General features: G+C 33.0%; 30 protein-coding genes, 2 tRNA genes and 1 pseudogene. All 33 read left to right on the forward strand.

Annotated features, from left to right (window positions below):
- Positions 1 to 73: 73 nt before the first annotated feature.
- The 33 genes and pseudogenes from MOO46_RS07415 to MOO46_RS07575 all read left to right on the forward strand — a co-directional run bounded on the left by MOO46_RS07415 (position 74) and on the right by MOO46_RS07575 (position 20,590).
- Entirely contained in the window at positions 74 to 334 is a 261-nt protein-coding gene (locus tag MOO46_RS07415) for a hypothetical protein (protein ID WP_249511777.1), read from the forward strand.
- 261 nt (positions 335 to 595) lie between these two features.
- A complete protein-coding gene (locus tag MOO46_RS07420; protein WP_249511778.1) occupies positions 596 to 1,438 on the forward strand; it encodes a DUF1351 domain-containing protein in 843 nt (280 codons plus the stop codon).
- Positions 1,439 to 1,440: 2 nt separating this feature from the next.
- Positions 1,441 to 2,178 carry an ERF family protein gene (locus MOO46_RS07425; protein WP_249511779.1) on the forward strand — a complete coding sequence of 246 codons (738 nt, stop codon included), beginning with the start codon at positions 1,441 to 1,443 and terminating at the stop codon, positions 2,176 to 2,178.
- Positions 2,178 to 2,540: pseudogene (gene ssb, locus MOO46_RS07430) on the forward strand (single-stranded DNA-binding protein); the annotation flags it as partial. The gene MOO46_RS07425 and the pseudogene ssb, both read left to right, overlap by 1 nt.
- 18 nt (positions 2,541 to 2,558) lie before the next feature.
- The gene (locus tag MOO46_RS07435) at positions 2,559 to 3,194 is read left to right on the forward strand and encodes a hypothetical protein (protein WP_249511780.1); all 636 of its coding nucleotides are present in this window, start codon (positions 2,559 to 2,561) and stop codon (positions 3,192 to 3,194) included.
- A gap of 15 nt (positions 3,195 to 3,209) precedes the next feature.
- Entirely contained in the window at positions 3,210 to 3,980 is a 771-nt protein-coding gene (locus MOO46_RS07440) for a conserved phage C-terminal domain-containing protein (protein ID WP_249511781.1), read from the forward strand.
- Positions 3,964 to 4,788 carry an ATP-binding protein gene (locus MOO46_RS07445; RefSeq protein ID WP_249511782.1) on the forward strand — a complete coding sequence of 275 codons (825 nt, stop codon included), beginning with the start codon at positions 3,964 to 3,966 and terminating at the stop codon, positions 4,786 to 4,788. The genes MOO46_RS07440 and MOO46_RS07445 overlap by 17 nt, the downstream gene beginning before the upstream one ends.
- 12 nt (positions 4,789 to 4,800) lie before the next feature.
- A complete protein-coding gene (locus MOO46_RS07450; protein WP_249511783.1) occupies positions 4,801 to 5,082 on the forward strand; it encodes a hypothetical protein in 282 nt (93 codons plus the stop codon).
- A 21-nt stretch (positions 5,083 to 5,103) separates the two neighbouring features.
- Positions 5,104 to 5,451 carry a hypothetical protein gene (locus tag MOO46_RS07455; protein ID WP_249511784.1) on the forward strand — a complete coding sequence of 116 codons (348 nt, stop codon included), beginning with the start codon at positions 5,104 to 5,106 and terminating at the stop codon, positions 5,449 to 5,451.
- The gene (locus tag MOO46_RS07460; protein ID WP_249511785.1) at positions 5,448 to 6,095 is read left to right on the forward strand and encodes an N-6 DNA methylase; all 648 of its coding nucleotides are present in this window, start codon (positions 5,448 to 5,450) and stop codon (positions 6,093 to 6,095) included. The genes MOO46_RS07455 and MOO46_RS07460 overlap by 4 nt, the downstream gene beginning before the upstream one ends.
- The gene (locus MOO46_RS07465) at positions 6,092 to 6,268 is read left to right on the forward strand and encodes a hypothetical protein (RefSeq protein ID WP_249511786.1); all 177 of its coding nucleotides are present in this window, start codon (positions 6,092 to 6,094) and stop codon (positions 6,266 to 6,268) included. The genes MOO46_RS07460 and MOO46_RS07465 overlap by 4 nt, the downstream gene beginning before the upstream one ends.
- A gap of 13 nt (positions 6,269 to 6,281) precedes the next feature.
- Positions 6,282 to 6,959 carry a putative HNHc nuclease gene (locus MOO46_RS07470; RefSeq protein WP_249511787.1) on the forward strand — a complete coding sequence of 226 codons (678 nt, stop codon included), beginning with the start codon at positions 6,282 to 6,284 and terminating at the stop codon, positions 6,957 to 6,959.
- Positions 6,952 to 7,341 (forward strand): hypothetical protein, encoded by a 390-nt coding sequence (locus MOO46_RS07475; protein ID WP_249511730.1) that lies wholly within the window; start codon positions 6,952 to 6,954, stop codon positions 7,339 to 7,341. The genes MOO46_RS07470 and MOO46_RS07475 overlap by 8 nt, the downstream gene beginning before the upstream one ends.
- A gap of 2 nt (positions 7,342 to 7,343) precedes the next feature.
- Positions 7,344 to 7,715 (forward strand): RNA polymerase sigma factor, encoded by a 372-nt coding sequence (locus tag MOO46_RS07480; RefSeq protein ID WP_249511731.1) that lies wholly within the window; start codon positions 7,344 to 7,346, stop codon positions 7,713 to 7,715.
- A gap of 245 nt (positions 7,716 to 7,960) precedes the next feature.
- Positions 7,961 to 8,029 (forward strand) — tRNA-Leu (locus MOO46_RS07485).
- Between the two features lie 129 nt (positions 8,030 to 8,158).
- Positions 8,159 to 8,231 (forward strand) — tRNA-Asn (locus MOO46_RS07490).
- 131 nt (positions 8,232 to 8,362) lie between these two features.
- A complete protein-coding gene (locus MOO46_RS07495; RefSeq protein ID WP_249511732.1) occupies positions 8,363 to 8,656 on the forward strand; it encodes a hypothetical protein in 294 nt (97 codons plus the stop codon).
- 221 nt (positions 8,657 to 8,877) lie between these two features.
- Positions 8,878 to 9,192, forward strand: a complete 315-nt coding sequence (locus MOO46_RS07500) for a hypothetical protein (protein ID WP_249511733.1) — start codon at positions 8,878 to 8,880, stop codon at positions 9,190 to 9,192.
- Between the two features lie 76 nt (positions 9,193 to 9,268).
- Positions 9,269 to 9,532 carry a Gp49 family protein gene (locus MOO46_RS07505; RefSeq protein WP_249511734.1) on the forward strand — a complete coding sequence of 88 codons (264 nt, stop codon included), beginning with the start codon at positions 9,269 to 9,271 and terminating at the stop codon, positions 9,530 to 9,532.
- A 96-nt stretch (positions 9,533 to 9,628) separates the two neighbouring features.
- Entirely contained in the window at positions 9,629 to 10,360 is a 732-nt protein-coding gene (locus tag MOO46_RS07510; RefSeq protein ID WP_249511735.1) for a hypothetical protein, read from the forward strand.
- 410 nt (positions 10,361 to 10,770) lie between these two features.
- On the forward strand, positions 10,771 to 10,947 hold the full coding sequence (locus tag MOO46_RS07515; RefSeq protein WP_249511736.1) for a hypothetical protein: 177 nt from the start codon (positions 10,771 to 10,773) through the stop codon (positions 10,945 to 10,947).
- Between the two features lie 199 nt (positions 10,948 to 11,146).
- Positions 11,147 to 12,442, forward strand: a complete 1,296-nt coding sequence (locus MOO46_RS07520; protein ID WP_249511737.1) for a PBSX family phage terminase large subunit — start codon at positions 11,147 to 11,149, stop codon at positions 12,440 to 12,442.
- Between the two features lie 15 nt (positions 12,443 to 12,457).
- Complete coding sequence (locus MOO46_RS07525) at positions 12,458 to 14,218, forward strand: phage portal protein (RefSeq protein WP_249511738.1); 1,761 nt, start codon at positions 12,458 to 12,460, stop codon at positions 14,216 to 14,218.
- Entirely contained in the window at positions 14,208 to 15,122 is a 915-nt protein-coding gene (locus tag MOO46_RS07530) for a minor capsid protein (protein ID WP_249511739.1), read from the forward strand. The genes MOO46_RS07525 and MOO46_RS07530 overlap by 11 nt, the downstream gene beginning before the upstream one ends.
- A gap of 88 nt (positions 15,123 to 15,210) precedes the next feature.
- Positions 15,211 to 15,837: a DUF4355 domain-containing protein gene (locus tag MOO46_RS07535; RefSeq protein ID WP_249511740.1), complete on the forward strand. Its 627-nt coding sequence runs from the start codon at positions 15,211 to 15,213 to the stop codon at positions 15,835 to 15,837.
- Positions 15,838 to 15,840: 3 nt separating this feature from the next.
- The gene (locus MOO46_RS07540; protein ID WP_249511741.1) at positions 15,841 to 16,932 is read left to right on the forward strand and encodes a hypothetical protein; all 1,092 of its coding nucleotides are present in this window, start codon (positions 15,841 to 15,843) and stop codon (positions 16,930 to 16,932) included.
- 12 nt (positions 16,933 to 16,944) lie between these two features.
- Positions 16,945 to 17,283: a hypothetical protein gene (locus MOO46_RS07545; RefSeq protein WP_249511742.1), complete on the forward strand. Its 339-nt coding sequence runs from the start codon at positions 16,945 to 16,947 to the stop codon at positions 17,281 to 17,283.
- On the forward strand, positions 17,276 to 17,869 hold the full coding sequence (locus tag MOO46_RS07550; RefSeq protein ID WP_249511743.1) for a hypothetical protein: 594 nt from the start codon (positions 17,276 to 17,278) through the stop codon (positions 17,867 to 17,869). Before MOO46_RS07545 ends, MOO46_RS07550 begins: the two co-directional genes overlap by 8 nt.
- 14 nt (positions 17,870 to 17,883) lie before the next feature.
- The gene (locus MOO46_RS07555; protein ID WP_249511744.1) at positions 17,884 to 18,189 is read left to right on the forward strand and encodes a hypothetical protein; all 306 of its coding nucleotides are present in this window, start codon (positions 17,884 to 17,886) and stop codon (positions 18,187 to 18,189) included.
- Positions 18,189 to 18,536 carry a hypothetical protein gene (locus MOO46_RS07560; protein ID WP_249511745.1) on the forward strand — a complete coding sequence of 116 codons (348 nt, stop codon included), beginning with the start codon at positions 18,189 to 18,191 and terminating at the stop codon, positions 18,534 to 18,536. The genes MOO46_RS07555 and MOO46_RS07560 overlap by 1 nt, the downstream gene beginning before the upstream one ends.
- A 2-nt stretch (positions 18,537 to 18,538) precedes the next feature.
- On the forward strand, positions 18,539 to 19,009 hold the full coding sequence (locus MOO46_RS07565) for a phage neck terminator protein (protein ID WP_249511746.1): 471 nt from the start codon (positions 18,539 to 18,541) through the stop codon (positions 19,007 to 19,009).
- 1 nt (position 19,010) lies between these two features.
- Entirely contained in the window at positions 19,011 to 20,093 is a 1,083-nt protein-coding gene (locus MOO46_RS07570; protein ID WP_249511747.1) for a hypothetical protein, read from the forward strand.
- An 11-nt stretch (positions 20,094 to 20,104) separates the two neighbouring features.
- Positions 20,105 to 20,590, forward strand: a complete 486-nt coding sequence (locus MOO46_RS07575) for a hypothetical protein (RefSeq protein ID WP_249511748.1) — start codon at positions 20,105 to 20,107, stop codon at positions 20,588 to 20,590.
- Positions 20,591 to 20,643 lie beyond the last annotated feature (53 nt).

The raw sequence follows: 20,643 nt of genomic DNA on the forward strand, positions 1-20,643 counted from the left end.
CACCTCCTTACTCAAGGAGATAAACCAATTATAACATTTTCATTATTTCAACATTAAAAAGGAGATTTTAACCATGCCAACAACATACGAGTTAAATATCAGACGTCCACTTAAGGATTTGTCTGATGATTTACAGGAAGCAAGATCTAAACAACATGAAACACAAGCTAAATTAGACTTAGCTTTAGGATTAATTGAAAAGCAAGCTAAGCAACACTTAGAATTGCTTGATTACAGCAAAAATTTGTACCAAAACAATGAATTTCTAAAGTACCAACTAGAAGCAGCAGATTTAACAATTGCTAAATTATATAAGGAAGGGAAGCGAGCCTAATGTTCAATTTTATTCATAGATTATTCAAAGCAAAAGAAAAAGCCGTTGATACCACAAATATCAACGACCGCTCAAAATATCTGAAAAATAATTTAATTAAGTTCAATTGTAGCGAGAATGGACGATTAATTCAAGCCAGAAAGTGGGGCAAATAATGGATAATGTCCAGATAAAAGCTCTGAATAAGCATCAATTAATGATCCACAAAATTATCCTAACTAGAAAATTAAAACTAATCATTCGTAAAAGGGGAAACAAATAATGGCAAATGAAGTATTAACACAAGATGTAGCAGTCGAATTTCAACCAGGAACAATCAACCTTAGCAACGTTGACGAACTTAAAAAGTTGGTTACTGATTACGCTAATAAATATAAAGAATTAGTAGTCACCGAAGAATCATACTCAAATGATAAAAAGGTTCGTACTGATTTAAACAAGTTGAAAAAGGCATTGGAAGATAAGCGTAAGGAAATCAAACGTGCCTACAATCAACCACTAAAGGAATTTGAAATCCTAATCAAAGGAATTGAAGCACCTATTGATGATGTAAGTTCCAATATTAAGGAACAAACTGACAAGTTCGACCAACAAGCTAAGGATAAAAAAGAACAACAAATTAAAGAATTTATTGATGAAGTATGTACTAACAAAGGCATTTCATCAGCAAATATTCAAATTGATCCAAGATGGTTAAATAAATCTACATCTAAAAAACAATGGCAAGAAGCAGCTAATAATGCCATTGAGCTTGAAGAAGCTGACCAAAAACGTATTACTCAAGATATTCAAATGGTTAAAACATTTGCTGAAACATTAGGTGTTGAAGCTGAAGGTTATGTTTACCAGGTAAAAAATGGTTCTAGTGCTAATGAAGTTATTCAACATATGCAAGCAGACTTGTCCAATCGAAAAGCTCAACAAGAAGCCAATAAAGCATCTAAAAAAGAAATTGGCGATAAGCAAGTTGATACCAATACAGGTGAAGTTCAATCAATCATTACACGTGATTTAACTGTTAAAGGTACTGAAAAACAAATGGAACAATTAGATAGATTCATAGAAAACAACGGAATTGAAGTTTTAGCTAAAGGAGATAAGTAATTATGAAAATTGAAACTAATGATCCAAAAGACAAAGTAGAAGTATTAAAGGCGTTTGCTAAGTTCCAAAGCCAAGTTAAGAGTCCTAAGAAAGACCAAGACAATCCATTTACTAAATCTAAGTATGCTGGGCTTGAAAGTGTAATCAATGCAGTTACAGAAGGTATGCAAGATACTGGGTTATCATTCGTTCAAGACTTCGTGGAAAATGACAATCCCAGAATTTTATCAGTTCAAACGATTCTTTTTCATGAAAAAGGAATTATTACCTTTAGCCCTATCAATATTCCTATTGAAAAAGCAAATGCTCAAGGAATTGGTTCAGCTAACACATATGCTAGACGTTATGCTTTGTCTACCAATTTGGGTGTTACTGGTGAAGCTGACGATGATGGCAATACTGCTAGTCAATATGGATATAGCAATAACTATAAAAAGTCTAACAATAGTGGCAATAATTCTAACTACAAGAAATCAAACAGTAGTAAACAATCTAGCCAAAAAAACAAAGATAATGAATCTGAACAACAAAAGAAGTTTAAACAATTCATTGTAGATTATCAAAAAGTAACAGGTATGAATGATTGGAAAGACATAGTAAGCCAAGCAATGGCTCAATTAGGAATTAAGGAAGATTCAGGAAAACTTAGCGACTCTAAATTGCATGTTCTGAATAACAAATTGAATAATGACTTAAATGTTTTGAGAGATAAATTAGGTGAAAAGGTAGGTTCTAACTAATGATCAATCGTACAACTTTAACAGGCAGACTAACTAATGATATCGACTTACGCTACACACAATCAGGTAATGCAGTAGGTAGCTTTACACTTGCTGTAAACCGTGCATTTACTAATCGAGATGGTCAACGTGAAGCTGATTTTGTTAATTGTGTTGTTTGGCGCAAAGCCGCTGAAAATCTAGCCAATTTTACTCATAAGGGTTCGCTAATTGGCATTGATGGTCGAATTCAAACTAGAAATTACGAAAACAAAGAAGGACAACGTATTTACGTTACTGAAGTAGTCGTTGAAAACTTTGCATTACTAGAACCTAGGAACAGTAATCAAAATAATGGTGGGAACAATGATAATGATTTCCCCTTTTAAGGAGTAATAAACATGAAAACCAGTATTGAAGATTTTATGTACAGAAAGATTAAATGCCGTATTAAATGGATTGATATGAATAACCCAAAAATTTCAGAAGATATGAGCCATTATTGTGGTTATATTTTGTTGCCACTAGATAGTGACTTTATGCAAAAGTATGGATATTACAACGTTATAGATACTATTTCTGAAGCAATGCCTATCGAAGCGCCAGGTGGCATTACCTGGAATAAATTCAACGAAGATGAGCAACTACAAGAAATTGGTTTTGATACTGCTCACTTTAATGATTGGGAAAATGGCATATCCACTTTATCAAACTATAAATGGAATAAAGATAAAATCATCAAAGCCATTAAACATATGGCAGACCAAGTTTTAGATAATAAAATTGCTCCTAAAAAATTTAAAATTGTTGTTGGATATCATTTTCAAAGAAAAGAAGAACTATTTTATTTTTATGGTCATGGTGCAGATACATTTGTTGTAGATACTCCTAAAAGTAATAACGACAAATTGTTTACTAATGAATTAAGTGAAAGAAATATAACTAGTCTTTTGAATTCATTGAAACACTTAGATAATCAAGAGCCTTTTAGAATAGTTGAATCGCAAGTTAAAAGTCAACTTGGTTACGATTACTAGGAGGCACGAATAATTATGAATAATGAATTTAACTATTTATTTAATGAGCGTCCATTAGTTATTAGACCTGAATTAGCTAGAATAGTGGGATTGAATGAATCGATATTTTTACAACAGTTAAATTATTGGTTAATCAAATCTAATCATTTAATAGATGGCAAAAAGTGGATATATAACACGTATAACACATGGCACGATCAATTTCCTTTTTGGTCGGTAAGTACAATTAAAAGACTAATAACTCACTTAGAAAATAAGAAATTAATCTTAATCGTTAAGTACAACAAAGCTGGTTTTGACAAGACAAACTGGTACACAATCAATTATCCAGAACTTCAAAAAAGTGTGAACCAACGATTGGTTCAAAATGACCCAACGAGTGGTTCAAATTGCACCAACGGATTGGGTCAAGATGAACCAACCAATACCATAGACTACACAGAGACTACATCAGAGACTAACAAGAACCATAAGTCGAGTTCTAAAACCGAACACGACCACTCAGCTGCAAAAGAAGTGATTGCTTACTTAAATGAACGAACTGGTAAGCATTATAGAAATACTTCTAGCAATTACAGAATGATTGAACCTAGATTAAAAGATTACTCAGTTGATGATTTAAAACATGTAGTTGATGTTAAGTGTTCACAATGGATTAATGACTCTAAAATGAATAAATTTTTACGACCAGCAACGTTATTCCAAGCATCTAAGATTGATGGTTATTTAAATGAACAGCCTAAAAAAGAAATTGGAGGTGGAAGTTACAATGACCTGGACTTCTAATGGTTTTAAATCGTTTTTACGCGAGCATCAAAAAACAAGTGATCAAGTATGTTCTAAACATGGTTGTCATCTGGTCGAGTTTGATAAGCCTAAACCACATTTAGTATGTACTAAATGCCAAAAAGAAGCATTACATCAAAGAGAACATGAAATGATTGATAATTCTGTTGTGAGTATTCAAAAAAGACGTACTACTGACGTTTTAGCAAAAGATAGCATCATTACAGATGATAGTTTAAAAAATGCCTCATTTGATAATTTTGAGACTGATTCTGAAGAAACAAAACAAGCTTTGCATTTATCAAAACAGCTTGCTTATAAATATATGACTACTAATGAGCAGTTCAATACATTGCTTACTGGTCAACCTGGTCGTGGTAAATCACATTTAGCTTTGAGTATGTTAAAAGCAGTCAATAATCATTCTAAAAAGCCAGCTTCATGTTTGTTTGTATCAATTGATGAATTATTTAGAAAAATTAAAGAAAGTTTTAATTACAGCGAATCTAAGTTTGATGAAGCCACTATGGTTAGACTATTGAGTAAAGTTGACCTGCTAGTTATGGATGACTTAGGCAGTGAAGCTAGCATGAAGCGTGATAGTAACGAAGCTAGCGACTTTGTGCAAAGAGTATTATTTGGAATATTTAATGCACGTACTAGAACGATCATAACTACTAACTTAAATTCCAAAGAATTATCTCAAATGTACAATCCAAAGCTGATTAGCCGCATGGAAAAGAATGTTAAAGGCCACATTATCAAATTTACTGAAGCGACATCGGATAAAAGAATGATCGAATTTTGAGGAGAGTGAATTATGACAGACAGTGAAAAAACAAAAAATGCAATTGCAGAAGGAATTAAACGTAGCCCAACTATGTGTGATTGGGAAATTGTAGAAAATCACGATTATCCAGAAACAGTTTATGATTTGCATGAGGTTGATAGCAGCACTCCTACTGTGATTAGAGTATTTGTTGGTGGAGATTTCGCATTTCCAAAAGCTAAGTATGTGCTAAGAGGCAATGAATTAATGATGCTAATGAATATCAAACAACAATTATATGATTGCTTTGGAGACGGTCAATACGAAAATTAATCACTTTAAGGAGAAATAGTTATGGTTAGTAAAGAAAGGCATATTGAAGATTTAGAAAATTTTAAATTGGAGTTAGCAAGAGCATTAGGGATTTATGCATGGAAACCAAATGGGAAAACACATTACTTTATGCCACCTTATCTATATAGTGCAACCGCTAGAAACTTGTTCAATGATAATGATGATGTGGTTCTATCTAATAAAGCGGAACTAAAGAGAACTTTAGAAATGATAAAGCTGGTAAGAATGAAAGTTTATTATAACGAAAAAAATAAACTATTGAGTATGTTGGAAATTGGAATTGAAAACGATTTTAGCTTAACGATTTATAGCAATGGTGATTTAGCATTTGGGTGTGATAAGAAATGAAATTAGATGTAGATACAATTAACCAATTGATTGGAGTTAATGAAAGTTACCAAGCACCGGATGAGTTGCTTAAAATCATGTTGGATAAAACTAGACGAGAACAACTGTTCAAGAAATTTTTAGCGGTCAATCATGATGTTAGCTATGACTGGTTTCAAGATTATTTTGAGCAGGTGCAAGCTGATCGTAAAAAGAAAAAGCAAGATTTCACACCTAACTCAGTATCAAAGCTTACTCATAATCTAGTTGGTAACTCAGATGATTACTTTGAGGCATGCGCTGGTACTGGTGGAATGCTAATTAAGCGATGGAATGATGATCGTATGCAACATACGCCGTTTGATTATAGACCACATATGTACTTTTACCGAGTTGAAGAACTTGGTGATAGTGCAATCGCTTTTTTAATCTTCAATTTTGCAATTCGTGGTATGGATGGCACCATTTTCTATGGCGATAGTCTTAGTCGTGAATGCAAACAAGTATTTTTCATTCAAAATGATATGGACGAGCCACTAAAGTTCTCAAACGTAAACATCATGCCTAGAACAGATATGGTTATGAAAGAATTTGATGTTGGTAGTTGGAATATTAAACATAAAGAAATTAATCATATTGAAAGTGGAAGGGTGGTCATTAAATGAATAAGAAACAATCCAATAAAGAAATAGAAGATGCCAAATTAAAAGCTCAAGCGGATGCTAGTTATATTAACTGGCTTCTGATGAATGAATTTACTTTTGAACAAGCAATTCAGCTTCTTAGCATAAATAAGATGCAAGAAGCATTTTACGAGCAATGGAAAGGCAATTATTAAAGTAGATGATTAAATGGAAATTAACGGTCATATATTAGGGTTTACAAACGGAATTATTCAATTCAAGCCTAAGAAATTAACTGACGAGCTGATACGATTTATAAAAGAAAATATTGGCAACGAAGTGGAAATGAACGTGGATGATGGTAGAACCATAACGGTTGATCAACGTAAAAAAGCTTTTGCTATGATGAATGATATTAGTGATTATACTGGTTACTCTCTACTTGAAGTTGAAGAACGGATGAAGGTTAGATTTATATGTACTAGGAGACATCCTAAGTGGTTCTCACTCAGTAATTGTGGAATTAACATGGCAAAAGTATTTATTGACTTTCTGATTGCTTACTGTCTGAAAGAAGAAATTCCGTTTACTACGATTGTTTTCGATGAGATTCAACAGTCATATCCATTGAGAGTGAGACTACTCAAACATAGATTATGTTATGTATGTGGTAAGCCAAACGCTGATATTGATCACGTTGATACGATTGGTAGTGGACGTAATAGGCGCCATACAAATCAAGTTGGCTATTATGCATGGAGTGTTTGCCGAACACATCATACAGAGCGGCATAAAATTGGTGTTAAGTCGTTTGCTAGGAAGTATCAGATTAAACCAGTTAAATTAACTAGAGAGTTGATTGAAGAATTAAATTTATCAGATAAAGGAGCGGTTGAAAATGAATAATGGAATAAGTATTAAACAAATGAAATTTATCATTAAAAATCATTTTCCAAAATTTAAAATTAATCCTATTGACTACCCAGGATTACAGATTATTAGTAATAAGTTAAATTCTATTAACGACAATATTCAGTTTTATATATTAGATATTCCATATGCACCAGCGATTATTATTGACGATGATGGTTGGTATATGGATGAGAGAGATAATATGGGGTTAAAAGTTAACAACCTAAACAAGAATATGCTGAAAAAATATGATGTTCAACTGTTTGATGATGACTTGGTTATGATGGTTGATGCCACTGATTCAGATAGAATTTTAGATGGAATTAATAAATTCTCTGATTTAATGAATGAATTGTTTATTGTTAAGGAGCGATAGGTATGAAAACAATTGATGAAGTTTTTGAAAAATACGATAAATGCAATAGAACTAAAGTTAAAAATCAGTTGCTAAGTGGCATTGATTATAGTCAAGAAAAAGTGGTTTCTAGTTCTGGCAATGTTAGCGAAGATAAATTAAATAATCATATTGATTCAACCAAATATTGTGAAAAGGTTGATGCTGCTATTAAGCTACTTGATACTGAAGAATATTCTATTATTATTCAAATGATCTATATTGAACATAAAACAAATTTAGATGTAGCAAATTTCATAGGAGTATCAGAAAAGACAGTTAGAAGGCATAAAAAAGATGCTATTAAAAACTTTTTAGAAATTTGTCCGTACATTGACCGCAAATTGACCGCTTAATGACCGGACAAGGACCGTGTCAAGCGGTATAATAGGTATAGTGAAATAATTATATATATGGTTATTTCGCACTTTAATATTGGATTTCAAGTTCAAAGCTAAGATTTCTTACCATTTTTTGCATTCGTAGAATGCCTCCTTTCTTTATAATAAAATTATGGCGTGCAACTCGGTAGCACTTAAGTTGGGTGGTTCGACTCCCCCAGTTGCACATATGGGTTTCAGCAAAGTTTCCCAGCAGATTTAGAGATATAGTTCAGTGGCAGAACTGCTGATAACACGCAGTAACACTGGTTCGATTCCAGTTATCTCAATTGCCCTTTGGGGTAAAATAAATTAACTTTTTATTTTCGTTTTATTTTTCTGGAGAACAGCCTAGGATATCTCAAAAAATAACAATCTAATTTTAGGTGGTGTTCTCGTGTGGTTGATAGCCACATTATTGGGACATAGCTCAGTTGGTAGAGCGCCTGACTGTTAATCAGGTTGTCGACAGTTCGAGTCTGTCTGTCCCAGTTGTCAGAGATGGCAAAATACAAATAGAGAGTTTAAATTCAGAGTCTCGTTTGTATTTCACAACAATTTGCTTAAGCAGTTACTACGGTAGCTGCTTTTTTAGTTACATAAATAAATTAAGGAAAAATAAAATGTTAGATGCATTAAGAATTAAGAATAATCAAGAAAACAAAATTATTGGAAGGATTGATCGTGATATGGCAGTTAAACGTAGCAAAGAAAACAAAATTCCAGAAGAAACAGATTTTGAAAAGAAAATTAATAAGTTAAAACATGAAGCCCAAAAGCGTAACGCTAAATTAAAGAGCGGAATTCATGACTATTTAGATGCTCAAGTTAAACCAGAAGTAGCTAAAGAAATTGTTAAAGAAATATTAAATGATTACCAAGTTAAAATCGATAAGAAAGCTGTTAAAAAGAATTAATTATGAAATCTAATAATTAGTTACTTTAACAAAGTAAAATAAAAAGCCCTAAAAACAGGGCTAATTATTATTTACGTCTAGTAGTACGTTTGTAGCCAGGTTGCTTTTTAGATGGACGAACAGTTACAGTTTTAGGACCTGGCTTATGTGGGTTAGCAGGATAGTTTCTGTGTTCAGGCATGCTTATCACCTCCCACATATAATTATAGTTTTAGAAAGGAATGACCACAATTAATTTAGATAATAGACATATAAACGTTATGGGTATGGATTTTAAAGTATCCGTTGTTAAAGATTTGTTTAATGGCAATGATAAAGTACTAGGTTATAGTGATTATGCCAATAGTGCAATTAAATTGGAATCTAATCAAGATGATCAAAACAAGTTGCAAACATTAGTACATGAGATAACACACATTATTCTATGGAATACTGGTTATGATGATCTAAACAACAATGAGCAATTAATTGTGGCATTTGGCAATGTATTGTATCAAGTATTAAGAGATAATGATTTAAGCATGATGTATAAGTAACAAACCAGAATAGGTCATGTAGCAAAAATAAATAAAATAGCCTGAAGTGCTTTAATTATATTGTGGAGGAAACAACATGAAAAACAAATTAACAGAAGAAGATATCAATTTAATATTAGAAAAATCAACAATTCAATTTGAAACTAAGTTCGGTAAATGCACCGTATGCTATTGTAAGTTGCCTAACGGTTTCACATTAGTAGAAAGCACTGGTTCAGTGAGTGAAGATAACTACGATGAAAGCATTGGTAAGAAAGTATGTTTAGAACATATTAAAAATGAAATTTGGAAGCTAGAAGGATATAGTTTAGCTAATGAATTATATAAAGCTAACAAATAAACACATTATGGTATTCAAGTAGGATCATTTCCTGCTATGTGTATAAAAAGTCTACCTATTATATATAGGCGTAAAAGTGAGGTGTGAATATGTAAGATGGATTGGAGTAGAGCAAAAACAGATTATGAAAAAGGAATGTGTTACAGAGAAATAGCTAAGAAGTATAAATGCAAGTATGGAACAGTAAGAGTACATGCTAGACGTCATAAGTGGAAACAAATTGAAGCTCCGCTCAATACTAAAAAAGCTAAAAGAGATGTAACACATGTTACAAAAAAGCGTACAAAAAATGTAACAGATACAGATAAAAATGTAACACCTGTTACAGATGATGATACAGAAGAATTAAGTCCAGAAAATGAATATTATTGTTATTTACGTGCTACTCAGAGAATTCCAAGATATAAGGCATATTTGATTGCTAGAAAAGGATTTATAACTACTGAAGCAAGTGCAATGGTTCAATCGTCTATTTTAGAGAAGAAACCAGAAATTAGACTAAGAATTAATAAGATACAGCAAAACTCATTAGAACGTAATAGCTGGACAATGGATAATGTTTTAAAAGAACTGGATAATATTTTCGAACAATCTGTTGCCTCAATTTTTTACAACGGACTTAATAAAGCTAATTCAGATTCTGCATATAATGCATTGGATCGAATAATTAGTTTGCTTTCATTAGTCCCAACCGAACAAGCTAAATTAAAGAAATTGCAGTTTGACAGTCGCTTATCTGAATTAAAGGCAAAATCACTTGATGATAATGACGATGCTCAAATGAGCCAATTAGGTAAGTTAATGGATAAACTAGAAGACGATAGTTAGTAGGTGTTATAATGTGTTTGTTCATATTACTTTTTAAACTATATAATTTTGAAACATACTTACTAAATAAATTTACAAATTATGTAATTTTTATCGTAAATCGACTTTGTGAAATCACTTCACAAGCCTGCAATTCACAAAGATGTTTGTGAAAGTTGTATTTGACAAATTAAAACATTGACTGCGGGTTGTTAAATCAACATTTTGTTGTACAACTTCGCTTAACATATGTTATGTAAAGTAGAATAAATGAACACGCTACAAACGTTATTATATCAACACTTACAGCAACCATAAAGCATAAAAATAAGCCTTGTGATTATCTTAAATCACAGGGCTTTTATAAATTGTAATTTAAATGTAATATTTAAGATGCCAAATGGCATCTTTTTTTATTGGAGGAAATTATTATGTACTGGGAAGATGCATTAGCGTATTCTATGCTTGTATGTAAAAGCTATTTTAATGTTGGCAAACATAAAAAACGTATTAGAAAAAAGATTATGAAACGCAAAGGAATTTATGTTCAATATAAAATAGTAAAATCTTTTGGTAAACTGAGGCACTCTGATGAGTGTCTTTTTTAGTACAAAAAATTAGGAGTGAAATAATATGCTGACGACATTAGGTGCAATAGGCGGAGTTCTTTATTTAGCTAAAAGTATTTTTATGCTATTTATTTACTTTGTTCAAGGAATTGTAAAAGGATTTAAAGAAACGAATTAGAGCTACTTAACTTAAGCGGTTCTTTTTTATACATAAAGTTACTAAGAAAGGAGGCAAATCATGGCACTGCGTAATATATTTACCAAAATGCAAACATATGTATGGAAACAAGCTAAAGCTAATCGAGCATGGAAAATATTGATTAACTATGGTGGCAAGCGTAGTGGCAAGACTTTCTTAGATAACTTTTTATTCATATCAAATGTTTTACATGCTGCAAAAGTTGCTAAACATATGGGCGTTTTAAAACCGCAATTTATTTTAGCTGGTACTGATTCCAATGCTATTTACAGTAATGTCATATCAGAGCTATATAATACTTTCGGACTAGAGTTTGCATTCGATAAACATAATAACTTTACTATTAAGTTTCCTGGTTTGCCTCCTGTAATTATTAAGCAAGCCTATACAGGTTCAATTGCTGGATTAAAGCGTATACGTGGTATGACTTCATTTGGTGCTTATATTAATGAAGCGTCATTAGCTAATGAAGAAGTATTCCGTGAAATTATCGATCGTTGCTCTGTTGAAGGTGCAAAAATCATATGTGATACCAACCCAGATGTTCCAACACATTGGTTAAAGACTGACTTTATAGATAATCCAAGTGACCAATATTTATCATTTCATTTTAAGCTATCTGATAATCGTGAAAACGTGTCGGATAGCTTTTATCGTATGCAAAAAGAACGTACTGGCTTTTGGTACGAACGTAACTTCTTAGGCAATTGGACTTCGGCTGAAGGTATTGTTTATGACCAGTTTGATGCCAATTCTATGATTATTAGTCGAGATAAATTCAAAGAAATGACTAAAAATCAACAAGTTACTTACTGTGTGGGTGTCGATTGGGGTTGGGAACATAAAAATGAAATGGTCGTAACTGCAACTGATGAAAATGGCAATAAATATATGGTAGAAGAAGTTTCAACTAAGCATAAACAAATTTACCAGTTATATGATGAAGCTCGTAAGTTACAGCAGAAATATGGTTTTGAAATTCCATTCTATTGTGATTATGCGAACCCTGGTGATATTACTTACTTCAAACAACATGGAATTAACGCACAAAACGCCTATAAGCATGTGTTAGATGGAGTTGCTGCGTGTGATGAAGTCATGAGTGAACATAAATTCTATGTGGTTAAAGAAGGCGTTGTTTATTTTGAAAAGGAATTATATCAATATGTTTGGGACGAAAATACAGGTAAGCCACTAAAGGCTGATGGTAACGATGACTGTATGGATGCATGGCGTTATAGCATTGCTACACCTAAGCATATTGAAAGAATGAATAATAGTGGTCCAAAAGTGGATTCACAAATACAAATGGCTCAACAAGCTGGATTAATTTAGAAAGGAGTGAATTAAATGCCTGCAACAAATGATTTGAATGCTCATAATAGATCATTGCCTACACAACCTAATAGTGTAAATATGCTAAATGGTCAACGCTATAGTTCATTTCAAAGCAATCAACCATACAACATACCAGAAAAAGGGTTTAACGCTGTTATTTCTGGTAATACTAACAATTCAGTTACGCAAGATTTTAAAGACTTTGTGTCACATTATATTCAAGACCATATGGTTAATCAGTTGCCCAGAATTATTACATTGCAACGCTATTATCAAGCAGACAATGATATTCATTACTGGAAATCAGACAAGCTTAAGCGTGCTGATAATCGTATTGCTTCAGCTCAAGCTAAATATATTACTGACTTTAACAATGGATTAATGCTAGGTAAACCACTTAAATTTGGTTATTCCAATAAAGATAATGATTCTGATAATGGTGAAGATTTAATCAATTTAATTGAAGATTTTAACCATCGTAGTGACGAGCCTTCACATGAAATGAATTTAGGCAAGGAACTCATGAATACTGGTCGTGCATTTGAGCTATATTATCCTGCTCAAGGCACTAATGATTTGAAAATGGTGCCAATTAATCCAAATACATGTTTTATTATGTACAACACGGATGTAGAACCTAAAGAATTATGTGCAATTAGGTATTATTTAGTCGATTATGTAGGTGAGCAGTCATACAACATCGAAGTATATACCGCTGATAAGATTTATTATTTTGATGGTGGTAGTGATCCATCAAGCGACTTAAATTTAATTGACATTGAAGATAATAAGTTCTCAGAAGTGCCTATCACCGAATTTGAAATGAACGATGAACGTATGGGCTTATGGGAACCAGTCAAAGACTACATTGATAGTTATGACAAATCATTATCTGAAATGGCTAATAGTCAAGAAGATTTCAGTAATTCTACAATGGTATTTACTGGTGAATTAGATATGCCTGATCCATTTGTGCAAATTAAAGATGGCTATGGCCATTATTTATATTGGGATAGTGATAGAAAACGTACTACCAAATCTCATGATGATAAGGGCAATGAAAATCAGCCAATTATGGTTAGAAATAACATTAATACTAATTCTAATGCTATTCATTTAAAGCCTAGTCAAGTAGATGCTGGTAATGGTGGCGGTTCTACTACCGCAAATCCTGATGTTAAATATCTTACTAAGTCATTAGATGCTAATGAGTGGAAGATTTATAACGATCAACAATTGAGTGATATTAATAAATTTACACTTACTCCAGATTTAACTGATGAGAATTTCTCAGGACAACAAACTGGTGCCGCAATGGCATATAAATTGCTAGGCTCATTAACTTCATTCACTGGTTTTGGCGCACATTTCAAAAAAGGTATTATGCGCCGTATGCGTTTGATAGTTGACTACTGGGCAACTACTAATCAACTAAAACAAGCTAATAATACAAATGATTATAGCAATGTTACCGTGGCATTTACCGCTAATCTTCCTAATAACATTCAAGATACCATTCAAAAGATTCAAGCGATGATCCAATCAGGTGATATCTCGAAACAAACTATTCGTGAAGCGTTTGCTGAAATTACTGGTGTTAGTCCTGATGAAGAAAATAGTCGTGTTAAAGATGAAGCTGATGAAGGTGATAATCGTATTATTACTCAGCAACAAAAGATGATGAAATTAGCTAACCAAGCTAAACAACCAAATAGTCAAAATGATAATGGTGATGATTCATCTGATGATGAGGATAATAATGATGAAGAATAATCTAAAACAAGCTCAAAAGCATATATCTGACTTAGTTAATCAAGATAATGCCGATAGTGATAAATTAGATGCCTTTTATCAGCAAGCGTTGCTGATTATTAAGAGTAATATTCAAGCATTCTATCAGCAATACGCAACTGAAAATAGATTATCACTCAATCAAGTATCTTCCAGTGTAAATAGTTGGGATATGCAGCAATTTAAGCGTGCAATTAACCAATTTATGCTAGATACACCAGACAATGACGATTTAAAGCAACGTATATTTGCCGCTAAAGCATTGGCTGGTACTAATAAATCTAACTTAATTGGTGCGATCATTAGTATTGGAATTGCAACTGCTAGTGCAAAAGCTCAACAATATGGGCAAAAGCAACTTATAAATCAGTATGTTGATGAATATAACTATCGTAATCCTAACAGCAAGATTTCTAGTATGGATGTTCCTAGCAGTATTAAAAAAGCAAAGGATTTTATTAACAAAATATGGGCTAACAATGATTTATCAACAATTCGAGCTAAACAGCAAGTTCATAAATCAATCACTAAAGGCCTAGATAGATCTTCATTAAACCAGCTAAATAAAAATAGTGATGATACAAACACATCTAACAATTTAGATAGTTCTGCTAATGCTGGAATTTCTTTTAACAAGCAATTGTTAAGGTCAAGTAATATTGATGCTAATAATGAGGCTTCCTCTGCTGCATACTCAGACAATCAATCGATAGTTTATCTTCAGTGGGTAACTCAAGATGACGATAAGGTATGCGATATATGTGAGCCTATGAACGGAAACATATATACCGTAGAAGATGCACCAACGCCACAAGAAGATAGCCATTATAATTGCAGGTGCCTACTAGAACCTAGTGACAAAGATGGAAATATTTTAGATTTATAGATCAGTAATTTTACTGGTCTATTTTTTATGCCTTTTTATAGTATGCAGGCGTTAAAGAACAACTAAATATTTTTAAAGAGGTGTAGTAATGGAAATCTCAGAAGAAGATTTAAACAAAAAGATTTCTGATGCCAAAGAAGAAGGCAAAAAAGAAGGCAAAAAAGATTTAGATTCATTGCAAAACAAGTATGACACTTTAGACGATGAATATAAGTCATATAAAGATGGTGAAGCTGACAGACGAGCTGAAGCCATGAAAAAAGGTGAATCACGTGCTCAAATGTCTGCCGAAGAAAAGGCTAAAGCTGATTTAAAGGACAAACAAGATGCTCTTGATGAAGCTAAAAGACAAAATGAAGATCGTGAAGCTGAACTAAATCGCCGTGAATCTGTTAGCAACATCAAAGGCCAATTATCAGATAAAGGATTAGACACTGATTTTGCTGACCTTCTATATGACGAAGATGAAGACAAGTGCAATGAAAAAGTAAATAACTTCATCGAAAAATGGAATACGTCTGTGCAAGATGCCACCAACACCAAACTAAAAGGTGGTAATAACCCACAAAATGGCAAAGGTGGAACAGGTGAAAGTGATTCAGACGTTTCATTTGATGATTATAAAAAGAAAACATTGGGTGAAAAAATGAAATTTGCAAATGAATATCCAGAACAATATGAAAAGTTTGAACAACTAAAGAAAGAAGGAAAATAATAAATGGCAAGTCCACTAATTAATGGAAATGTAACAGATTTATCTAAAAACTTTAATCCTAAAGTTTGGTTAAATTGGGTATATGACGCAGTAAAACAACAAAATAATTTCTTTAAATCAGGAATTATTACTCAAAATGAAAGCCTATCAAACCTTCTAATGCAATCAGGTCAAGGATATGTAATTACTATTCCACATACTATGGCTTTAGACACAAGTTTAGAACCACAAAATTGGGATAACAAAACTGATTTAACTGTTAATTCATTAGATTCATACACCGAAAATGATATTAAGACTACTGAAGCACAAGCCTTTGGTAATTCTGATTTTGATGATTATATGACTGGTGCTAGAACATTAGATCAAATCACATCACAATTTGCTGCATATTGGAGTGCTGTTGATGCTAGAAAACTTATTCAATTAATGAATGTTTTATATTTAAACGACGATATTAAAACAGCTAAATCATTCGGTATCGGCAATGAAAAAGACTTTTCTGCAACTAATTTTGTTAAAGCTATGGCACATTTAGGCGATAAGAACCAAAATAATCCTACTCAAATGGCAGTCAACTCTGGTGCTTATAATTATATGGTTGCTCAAAATCTAATTGACTTTATCCAACCTAATCAAGCAGTAGAACCAATTGCTACTTATAATGGTCTATCAATCGTTAAAGACGATAAAATTCCTTTAACAAAAGATGGTAAAACCACCGCTTACTTATTTGGTGCAAATGCTGTTTCATATGCTACAGCAACTGCTCCTAATGGTGTTGCAACTACTCGTGATGATTTGCATCAAGGCGGTATCACGGGGATTTCACACAAACGTGTATCTTCAATGCATGCAATTGGAACTTCTGCTGATTTAACACAAGTTCAAGATTTTTCTAATTGGAAAGAAGAATTTAATAAAGGTGAAAAAGCATTATACAAACCAGTCAATAAAGATAGTATGAGTGATATTAACCTAGTTAACTACTCATTCACTATTGATAAAGATTTTGTTATTCCTGGTGTAAATACTACTGATACAGGCTCAAATAATGCAGCACCAAAATCTAATGGTAATACACCTAGCAAATAGTGAGGTGATTAAATGACAGTATCTATTCAAGATGTAACTGAAGATATTGTTTCTTTTCAAAAATTTAGTACTCATCATGTACAAAATGCAATTGATGATGCCAAACTACAAGCCAAATCTGACCGCATTAATCCAGATGGATTTGATATGGGTGTTAAGCAATACACTAAATATTTGCTTAGTATTGATAACTTTAATCAATATGGTGGTGTTACTGCTAGTTCCATGATGGGTGTTAGTCAAACCATTAAAGATCCAACACAAAACAATCCATATTTGAATCAATATAATAATACAGTTGCTTTGTTTGGCAATAGTAGTAGTAAAGGAAGTGTAGTTTTCTATGAGTAGCGATATTAATCACTTAAAGAATGCAAAACCAGCCTTAACTGAGCTCAATGCAATGCGAGTGATTGCTGGTGTGCCTGCCAATAACGATCATTTAAATATGATTGCCCTCGTGCAGGAGACTGGGAAGCATATCGAGCATAAGAACTATCCTTATCTAGTAATTCCAACTGGTAATGCTGAAGGCCGAAAAGCTAGTCAAATAGTTGGTTTATACAAACGTGGAAAAGCCTTAGGAATTGATGATGCTAGTCAACCTAATGGCTTTAAAGTCATGTTTGTATTACGTGAATCAGTTAATATTCCCGCTCGTCCATTTATGACCTACACTCGTGATCATTATGGTAAAGAATGGCAAAAGACGTTAGCTGACTGCACGTTTAAATTATTGCTAGAACAAATGACTGTTCATGAAGTATGTGAGGCCTTAGGGAAACAAATGGTTGAAGATTTAAAAACCACATTAAGGCAATTTAAAGAACCTAAGAATGCTCCACTTACTGAAGAACGTAAAGGTTTTAATAATCCTTTAATCGATAATAAAGGACTACTTAATTCAATTGATTATTTTGTAGTTAAAAATAAATAATAGGAGGCAACAATATGTTAAAACTTGCAATTGTAAAAGGCGTTAAAAATGAAAATGGTGTGTTCGTAGCACCTACTGAAATTAAACCTGAAGATGTACTTTTTAAAGGTGAAGGAGAAGTAAACATTACCGGTCTAGAATCTGGTGATGTTGTAGCTGACGGTGAATACTTTGTCGGTAAATTTAGTGATGAAGCTAACAAGTTCACTTCGCCATTAGCTGCTGTGCCAGGTTGGACAGTAGAAGGCGAAGCATCAGTTGGTACTGTAAAAGTTCAAGCTACTGATGACGGTGCTTCAATCACTACTGACAAAGAATAATGATTGAAACATTTAACGATTTTAGTTTCATGTTTAATAAGTTAAAGCAGCCGCTTACTATAACCAAAGTCGATACTAATGGTGTTGACGAAGATGGTTATCCGACTAAGAGTGAACAGTCGATTGATGTGGTTGAGCCTATTATAAATAGTCAAAACCCTAATACTAGCTCAACAAATATAGATGGTGGATACTATTCAACCACTACACTTTATTGGGTTAGCAGACATGGAGAATTTGACAAAGAAACTAAAGTTAAAACAAATGAAAACGAGTATAAAGTGACTGCTAAAGCTGAGGTTCTACCTAAGCTTTTTTATTATACGATTAAAAAAGTGGAGGACTAATCATGGCAGAATTTGAAAGCGTGGCTAATACGGTTGGGCGTGCAATTAAAGAGCAACTTGGTAAGTATAAAGATATTGTTGTTGGTCAAGCTAATGTAGTTCGTGATAAACCTAAATATCCTTACATCACATACAATGTAACTGATCCAAACTTGCAAATTGATTTTGACCCCACTGCTGACCACTTCAATTTAAAAATACAGGTAAAAGCCGTAACTAATGACCAAAGGCAATATTATAACCTTTTGGAATACATTAGACGGCTTTTATTTTTGCAGCAGCCCACGGCTGATTTAGCAAGGCAAGGTATTGGTGTACTGAGCTATGAAGAATTGCCAGCAACACCAAGTTTTGTTGATAATTTCATTATTTTTGATGGTGGCTATAGCTTTACACTCAACGCTTACCATCACGAAGATGATTTTACTCAACCAAAATATCTAAACAACGCCAATATACAATGGAGGGAATAATATGGCAGTTAAAACAATGTCTGACGTTCACATCAGACTTAAGCTCACTAAACAAGTGGCTACCAACGTTCAAACAGTAGCCATTTTAACTAGTGGCAAAGATGACCAAGTTCATAACTATGTATATGGGCTTGATGATGATTACTCACATGATTTTGATGAAAATACAAGTGTTAACAAATTAATTGAAAAAGCTTTTGAAGTAACTGACTTTAGCGGAGTTGTACAAGTTATCCAAGCACCTAGTTCAGATGTACCTGGTAGTAAAGCTCAATCTCAACCAAGTGGTGCAGGTGGAACTGTCACTATGCCAGATACAAATAAGTATGTATATGCACTCATGCAACACATCAATGACGGTTTTAACTATGTAGTACCTGATGGTTTATCAGTCAAGGATTTAGAAGCTGTTTCAGACTATTTATATAAAACGCAAGCAGCAATGGTGATTGCTCAAGTTAAGTCAATCGATGACTTAAGAGCATTGCATGACTACTCAAGTGCTAACCAAAAAATGTCACAAACTCAACTTAATCCAGTTTATGCAATCGTCGAAACTGGCACCCATGTACCTGGTGTACAACTTGCAGCAAGTGCAACAGCTAATGCTCCAGTTGACTTAATGAAGATTGGCAATGAATCTGAATTCATTCCAGATGATGATTTATCAGTTGAAGATATTGAAACAATCAAAGAATTACATGGATCATGTGTAGTAAATAAAGCTGACGATATGATGATGTTGCAAGGCTATTCACTAGGTGATAACTACGCTGACCAATTCGTCAATACCAAAATTGTTAAGGATACTTTCCAATATGATTTACAAAAGCAATTAAATAATTCTAAGCATCTTCATTTTGATGATAATGGAATTAACTTGCTTTACCAAACAGCAAAGCTAACTTCTAAGAAGCTTTTCAACGATGGTTACTTAGATGGTGAAGCTGATATTGGCAAAAAAACTTATTCTGAAACATCAGACTATGAAAAATCCACTCGTACTTACAACGGCTTAAATATTAATGCTAAAGTTATGAGTTCAATTGAAACAGTCAACGTTGTTTTAGATTTACTAGAATAGGAGGCAATTAAATGAGCAACTCAAAAGGATATGATGTTAATTCATCTGCTGAACGTAGCTTAACAATGAACGTTTTAGGAATCACTACTGAATGTACTGACTTAGTAAATGGAACTGCTGCCAGCTTTAATAGAACTGGTCAAGAATTTACTAATACGAAAGACTACCAAAATAAATCACATTTTTTTCAATCGGGTGATAAGTCTGGAAATGTTGTTGTTAATGTTCTGGCTGGTAGTCGTCAAGATAAGATTTTTACTAAGTTAAGAAGAATTCAATCAAGCGCACCATCTAATAATAAGCCAATGGCTAATTTTGTTTATGCAGATAATGCTAATGGAGAAACTGCTACTGGTACTGCTTGCATTATTCAAGGGCCTCCACAAGATGATATGGCTAATAATATTCCTACAAAGGCTTATACATTCTTAGCAGATGAAGTCGATAATGACTACGATGGTGTTACTGATGATATCAAGCAACTACTAAGTGAATAAACATATTAAAGCACTCAAATGAGTGCTTTTTTCATACATACTTTTAAAAATAA

This window comes from Apilactobacillus apisilvae, assembly GCF_023380225.1.
GTDB classification, from domain to species: Bacteria; Bacillota; Bacilli; order Lactobacillales; family Lactobacillaceae; genus Apilactobacillus; species Apilactobacillus apisilvae.

What these genes read in the sequence shown, in the direction of transcription:
- MOO46_RS07455 (WP_249511784.1), top strand. Translation starts at nt 5,104, where the DNA reads ATGGTTAGTAAAGAAAGGCATATTGAAGATTTAGAAAATTTTAAATTG.
- MOO46_RS07445 (WP_249511782.1), top strand. Translation starts at nt 3,964, where the DNA reads ATGACCTGGACTTCTAATGGTTTTAAATCGTTTTTACGCGAGCATCAA.
- MOO46_RS07450 (WP_249511783.1), top strand. Translation starts at nt 4,801, where the DNA reads ATGACAGACAGTGAAAAAACAAAAAATGCAATTGCAGAAGGAATTAAA.
- MOO46_RS07510 (WP_249511735.1), top strand. Translation starts at nt 9,629, where the DNA reads ATGGATTGGAGTAGAGCAAAAACAGATTATGAAAAAGGAATGTGTTAC.
- MOO46_RS07535 (WP_249511740.1), top strand. Translation starts at nt 15,211, where the DNA reads ATGGAAATCTCAGAAGAAGATTTAAACAAAAAGATTTCTGATGCCAAA.
- MOO46_RS07500 (WP_249511733.1), top strand. Translation starts at nt 8,878, where the DNA reads ATGACCACAATTAATTTAGATAATAGACATATAAACGTTATGGGTATG.
- MOO46_RS07515 (WP_249511736.1), top strand. Translation starts at nt 10,771, where the DNA reads ATGTACTGGGAAGATGCATTAGCGTATTCTATGCTTGTATGTAAAAGC.
- MOO46_RS07545 (WP_249511742.1), top strand. Translation starts at nt 16,945, where the DNA reads ATGACAGTATCTATTCAAGATGTAACTGAAGATATTGTTTCTTTTCAA.
- MOO46_RS07555 (WP_249511744.1), top strand. Translation starts at nt 17,884, where the DNA reads ATGTTAAAACTTGCAATTGTAAAAGGCGTTAAAAATGAAAATGGTGTG.
- MOO46_RS07480 (WP_249511731.1), top strand. Translation starts at nt 7,344, where the DNA reads ATGAAAACAATTGATGAAGTTTTTGAAAAATACGATAAATGCAATAGA.
- MOO46_RS07520 (WP_249511737.1), top strand. Translation starts at nt 11,147, where the DNA reads ATGGCACTGCGTAATATATTTACCAAAATGCAAACATATGTATGGAAA.
- MOO46_RS07550 (WP_249511743.1), top strand. Translation starts at nt 17,276, where the DNA reads ATGAGTAGCGATATTAATCACTTAAAGAATGCAAAACCAGCCTTAACT.
- MOO46_RS07470 (WP_249511787.1), top strand. Translation starts at nt 6,282, where the DNA reads ATGGAAATTAACGGTCATATATTAGGGTTTACAAACGGAATTATTCAA.
- MOO46_RS07575 (WP_249511748.1), top strand. Translation starts at nt 20,105, where the DNA reads ATGAGCAACTCAAAAGGATATGATGTTAATTCATCTGCTGAACGTAGC.
- MOO46_RS07525 (WP_249511738.1), top strand. Translation starts at nt 12,458, where the DNA reads ATGCCTGCAACAAATGATTTGAATGCTCATAATAGATCATTGCCTACA.
- MOO46_RS07420 (WP_249511778.1), top strand. Translation starts at nt 596, where the DNA reads ATGGCAAATGAAGTATTAACACAAGATGTAGCAGTCGAATTTCAACCA.
- MOO46_RS07475 (WP_249511730.1), top strand. Translation starts at nt 6,952, where the DNA reads ATGAATAATGGAATAAGTATTAAACAAATGAAATTTATCATTAAAAAT.
- MOO46_RS07505 (WP_249511734.1), top strand. Translation starts at nt 9,269, where the DNA reads ATGAAAAACAAATTAACAGAAGAAGATATCAATTTAATATTAGAAAAA.
- MOO46_RS07415 (WP_249511777.1), top strand. Translation starts at nt 74, where the DNA reads ATGCCAACAACATACGAGTTAAATATCAGACGTCCACTTAAGGATTTG.
- MOO46_RS07425 (WP_249511779.1), top strand. Translation starts at nt 1,441, where the DNA reads ATGAAAATTGAAACTAATGATCCAAAAGACAAAGTAGAAGTATTAAAG.
- MOO46_RS07570 (WP_249511747.1), top strand. Translation starts at nt 19,011, where the DNA reads ATGGCAGTTAAAACAATGTCTGACGTTCACATCAGACTTAAGCTCACT.
- MOO46_RS07460 (WP_249511785.1), top strand. Translation starts at nt 5,448, where the DNA reads ATGAAATTAGATGTAGATACAATTAACCAATTGATTGGAGTTAATGAA.
- MOO46_RS07565 (WP_249511746.1), top strand. Translation starts at nt 18,539, where the DNA reads ATGGCAGAATTTGAAAGCGTGGCTAATACGGTTGGGCGTGCAATTAAA.
- MOO46_RS07530 (WP_249511739.1), top strand. Translation starts at nt 14,208, where the DNA reads ATGAAGAATAATCTAAAACAAGCTCAAAAGCATATATCTGACTTAGTT.
- MOO46_RS07495 (WP_249511732.1), top strand. Translation starts at nt 8,363, where the DNA reads ATGTTAGATGCATTAAGAATTAAGAATAATCAAGAAAACAAAATTATT.
- MOO46_RS07435 (WP_249511780.1), top strand. Translation starts at nt 2,559, where the DNA reads ATGAAAACCAGTATTGAAGATTTTATGTACAGAAAGATTAAATGCCGT.
- MOO46_RS07560 (WP_249511745.1), top strand. Translation starts at nt 18,189, where the DNA reads ATGATTGAAACATTTAACGATTTTAGTTTCATGTTTAATAAGTTAAAG.
- MOO46_RS07540 (WP_249511741.1), top strand. Translation starts at nt 15,841, where the DNA reads ATGGCAAGTCCACTAATTAATGGAAATGTAACAGATTTATCTAAAAAC.
- MOO46_RS07465 (WP_249511786.1), top strand. Translation starts at nt 6,092, where the DNA reads ATGAATAAGAAACAATCCAATAAAGAAATAGAAGATGCCAAATTAAAA.
- MOO46_RS07440 (WP_249511781.1), top strand. Translation starts at nt 3,210, where the DNA reads ATGAATAATGAATTTAACTATTTATTTAATGAGCGTCCATTAGTTATT.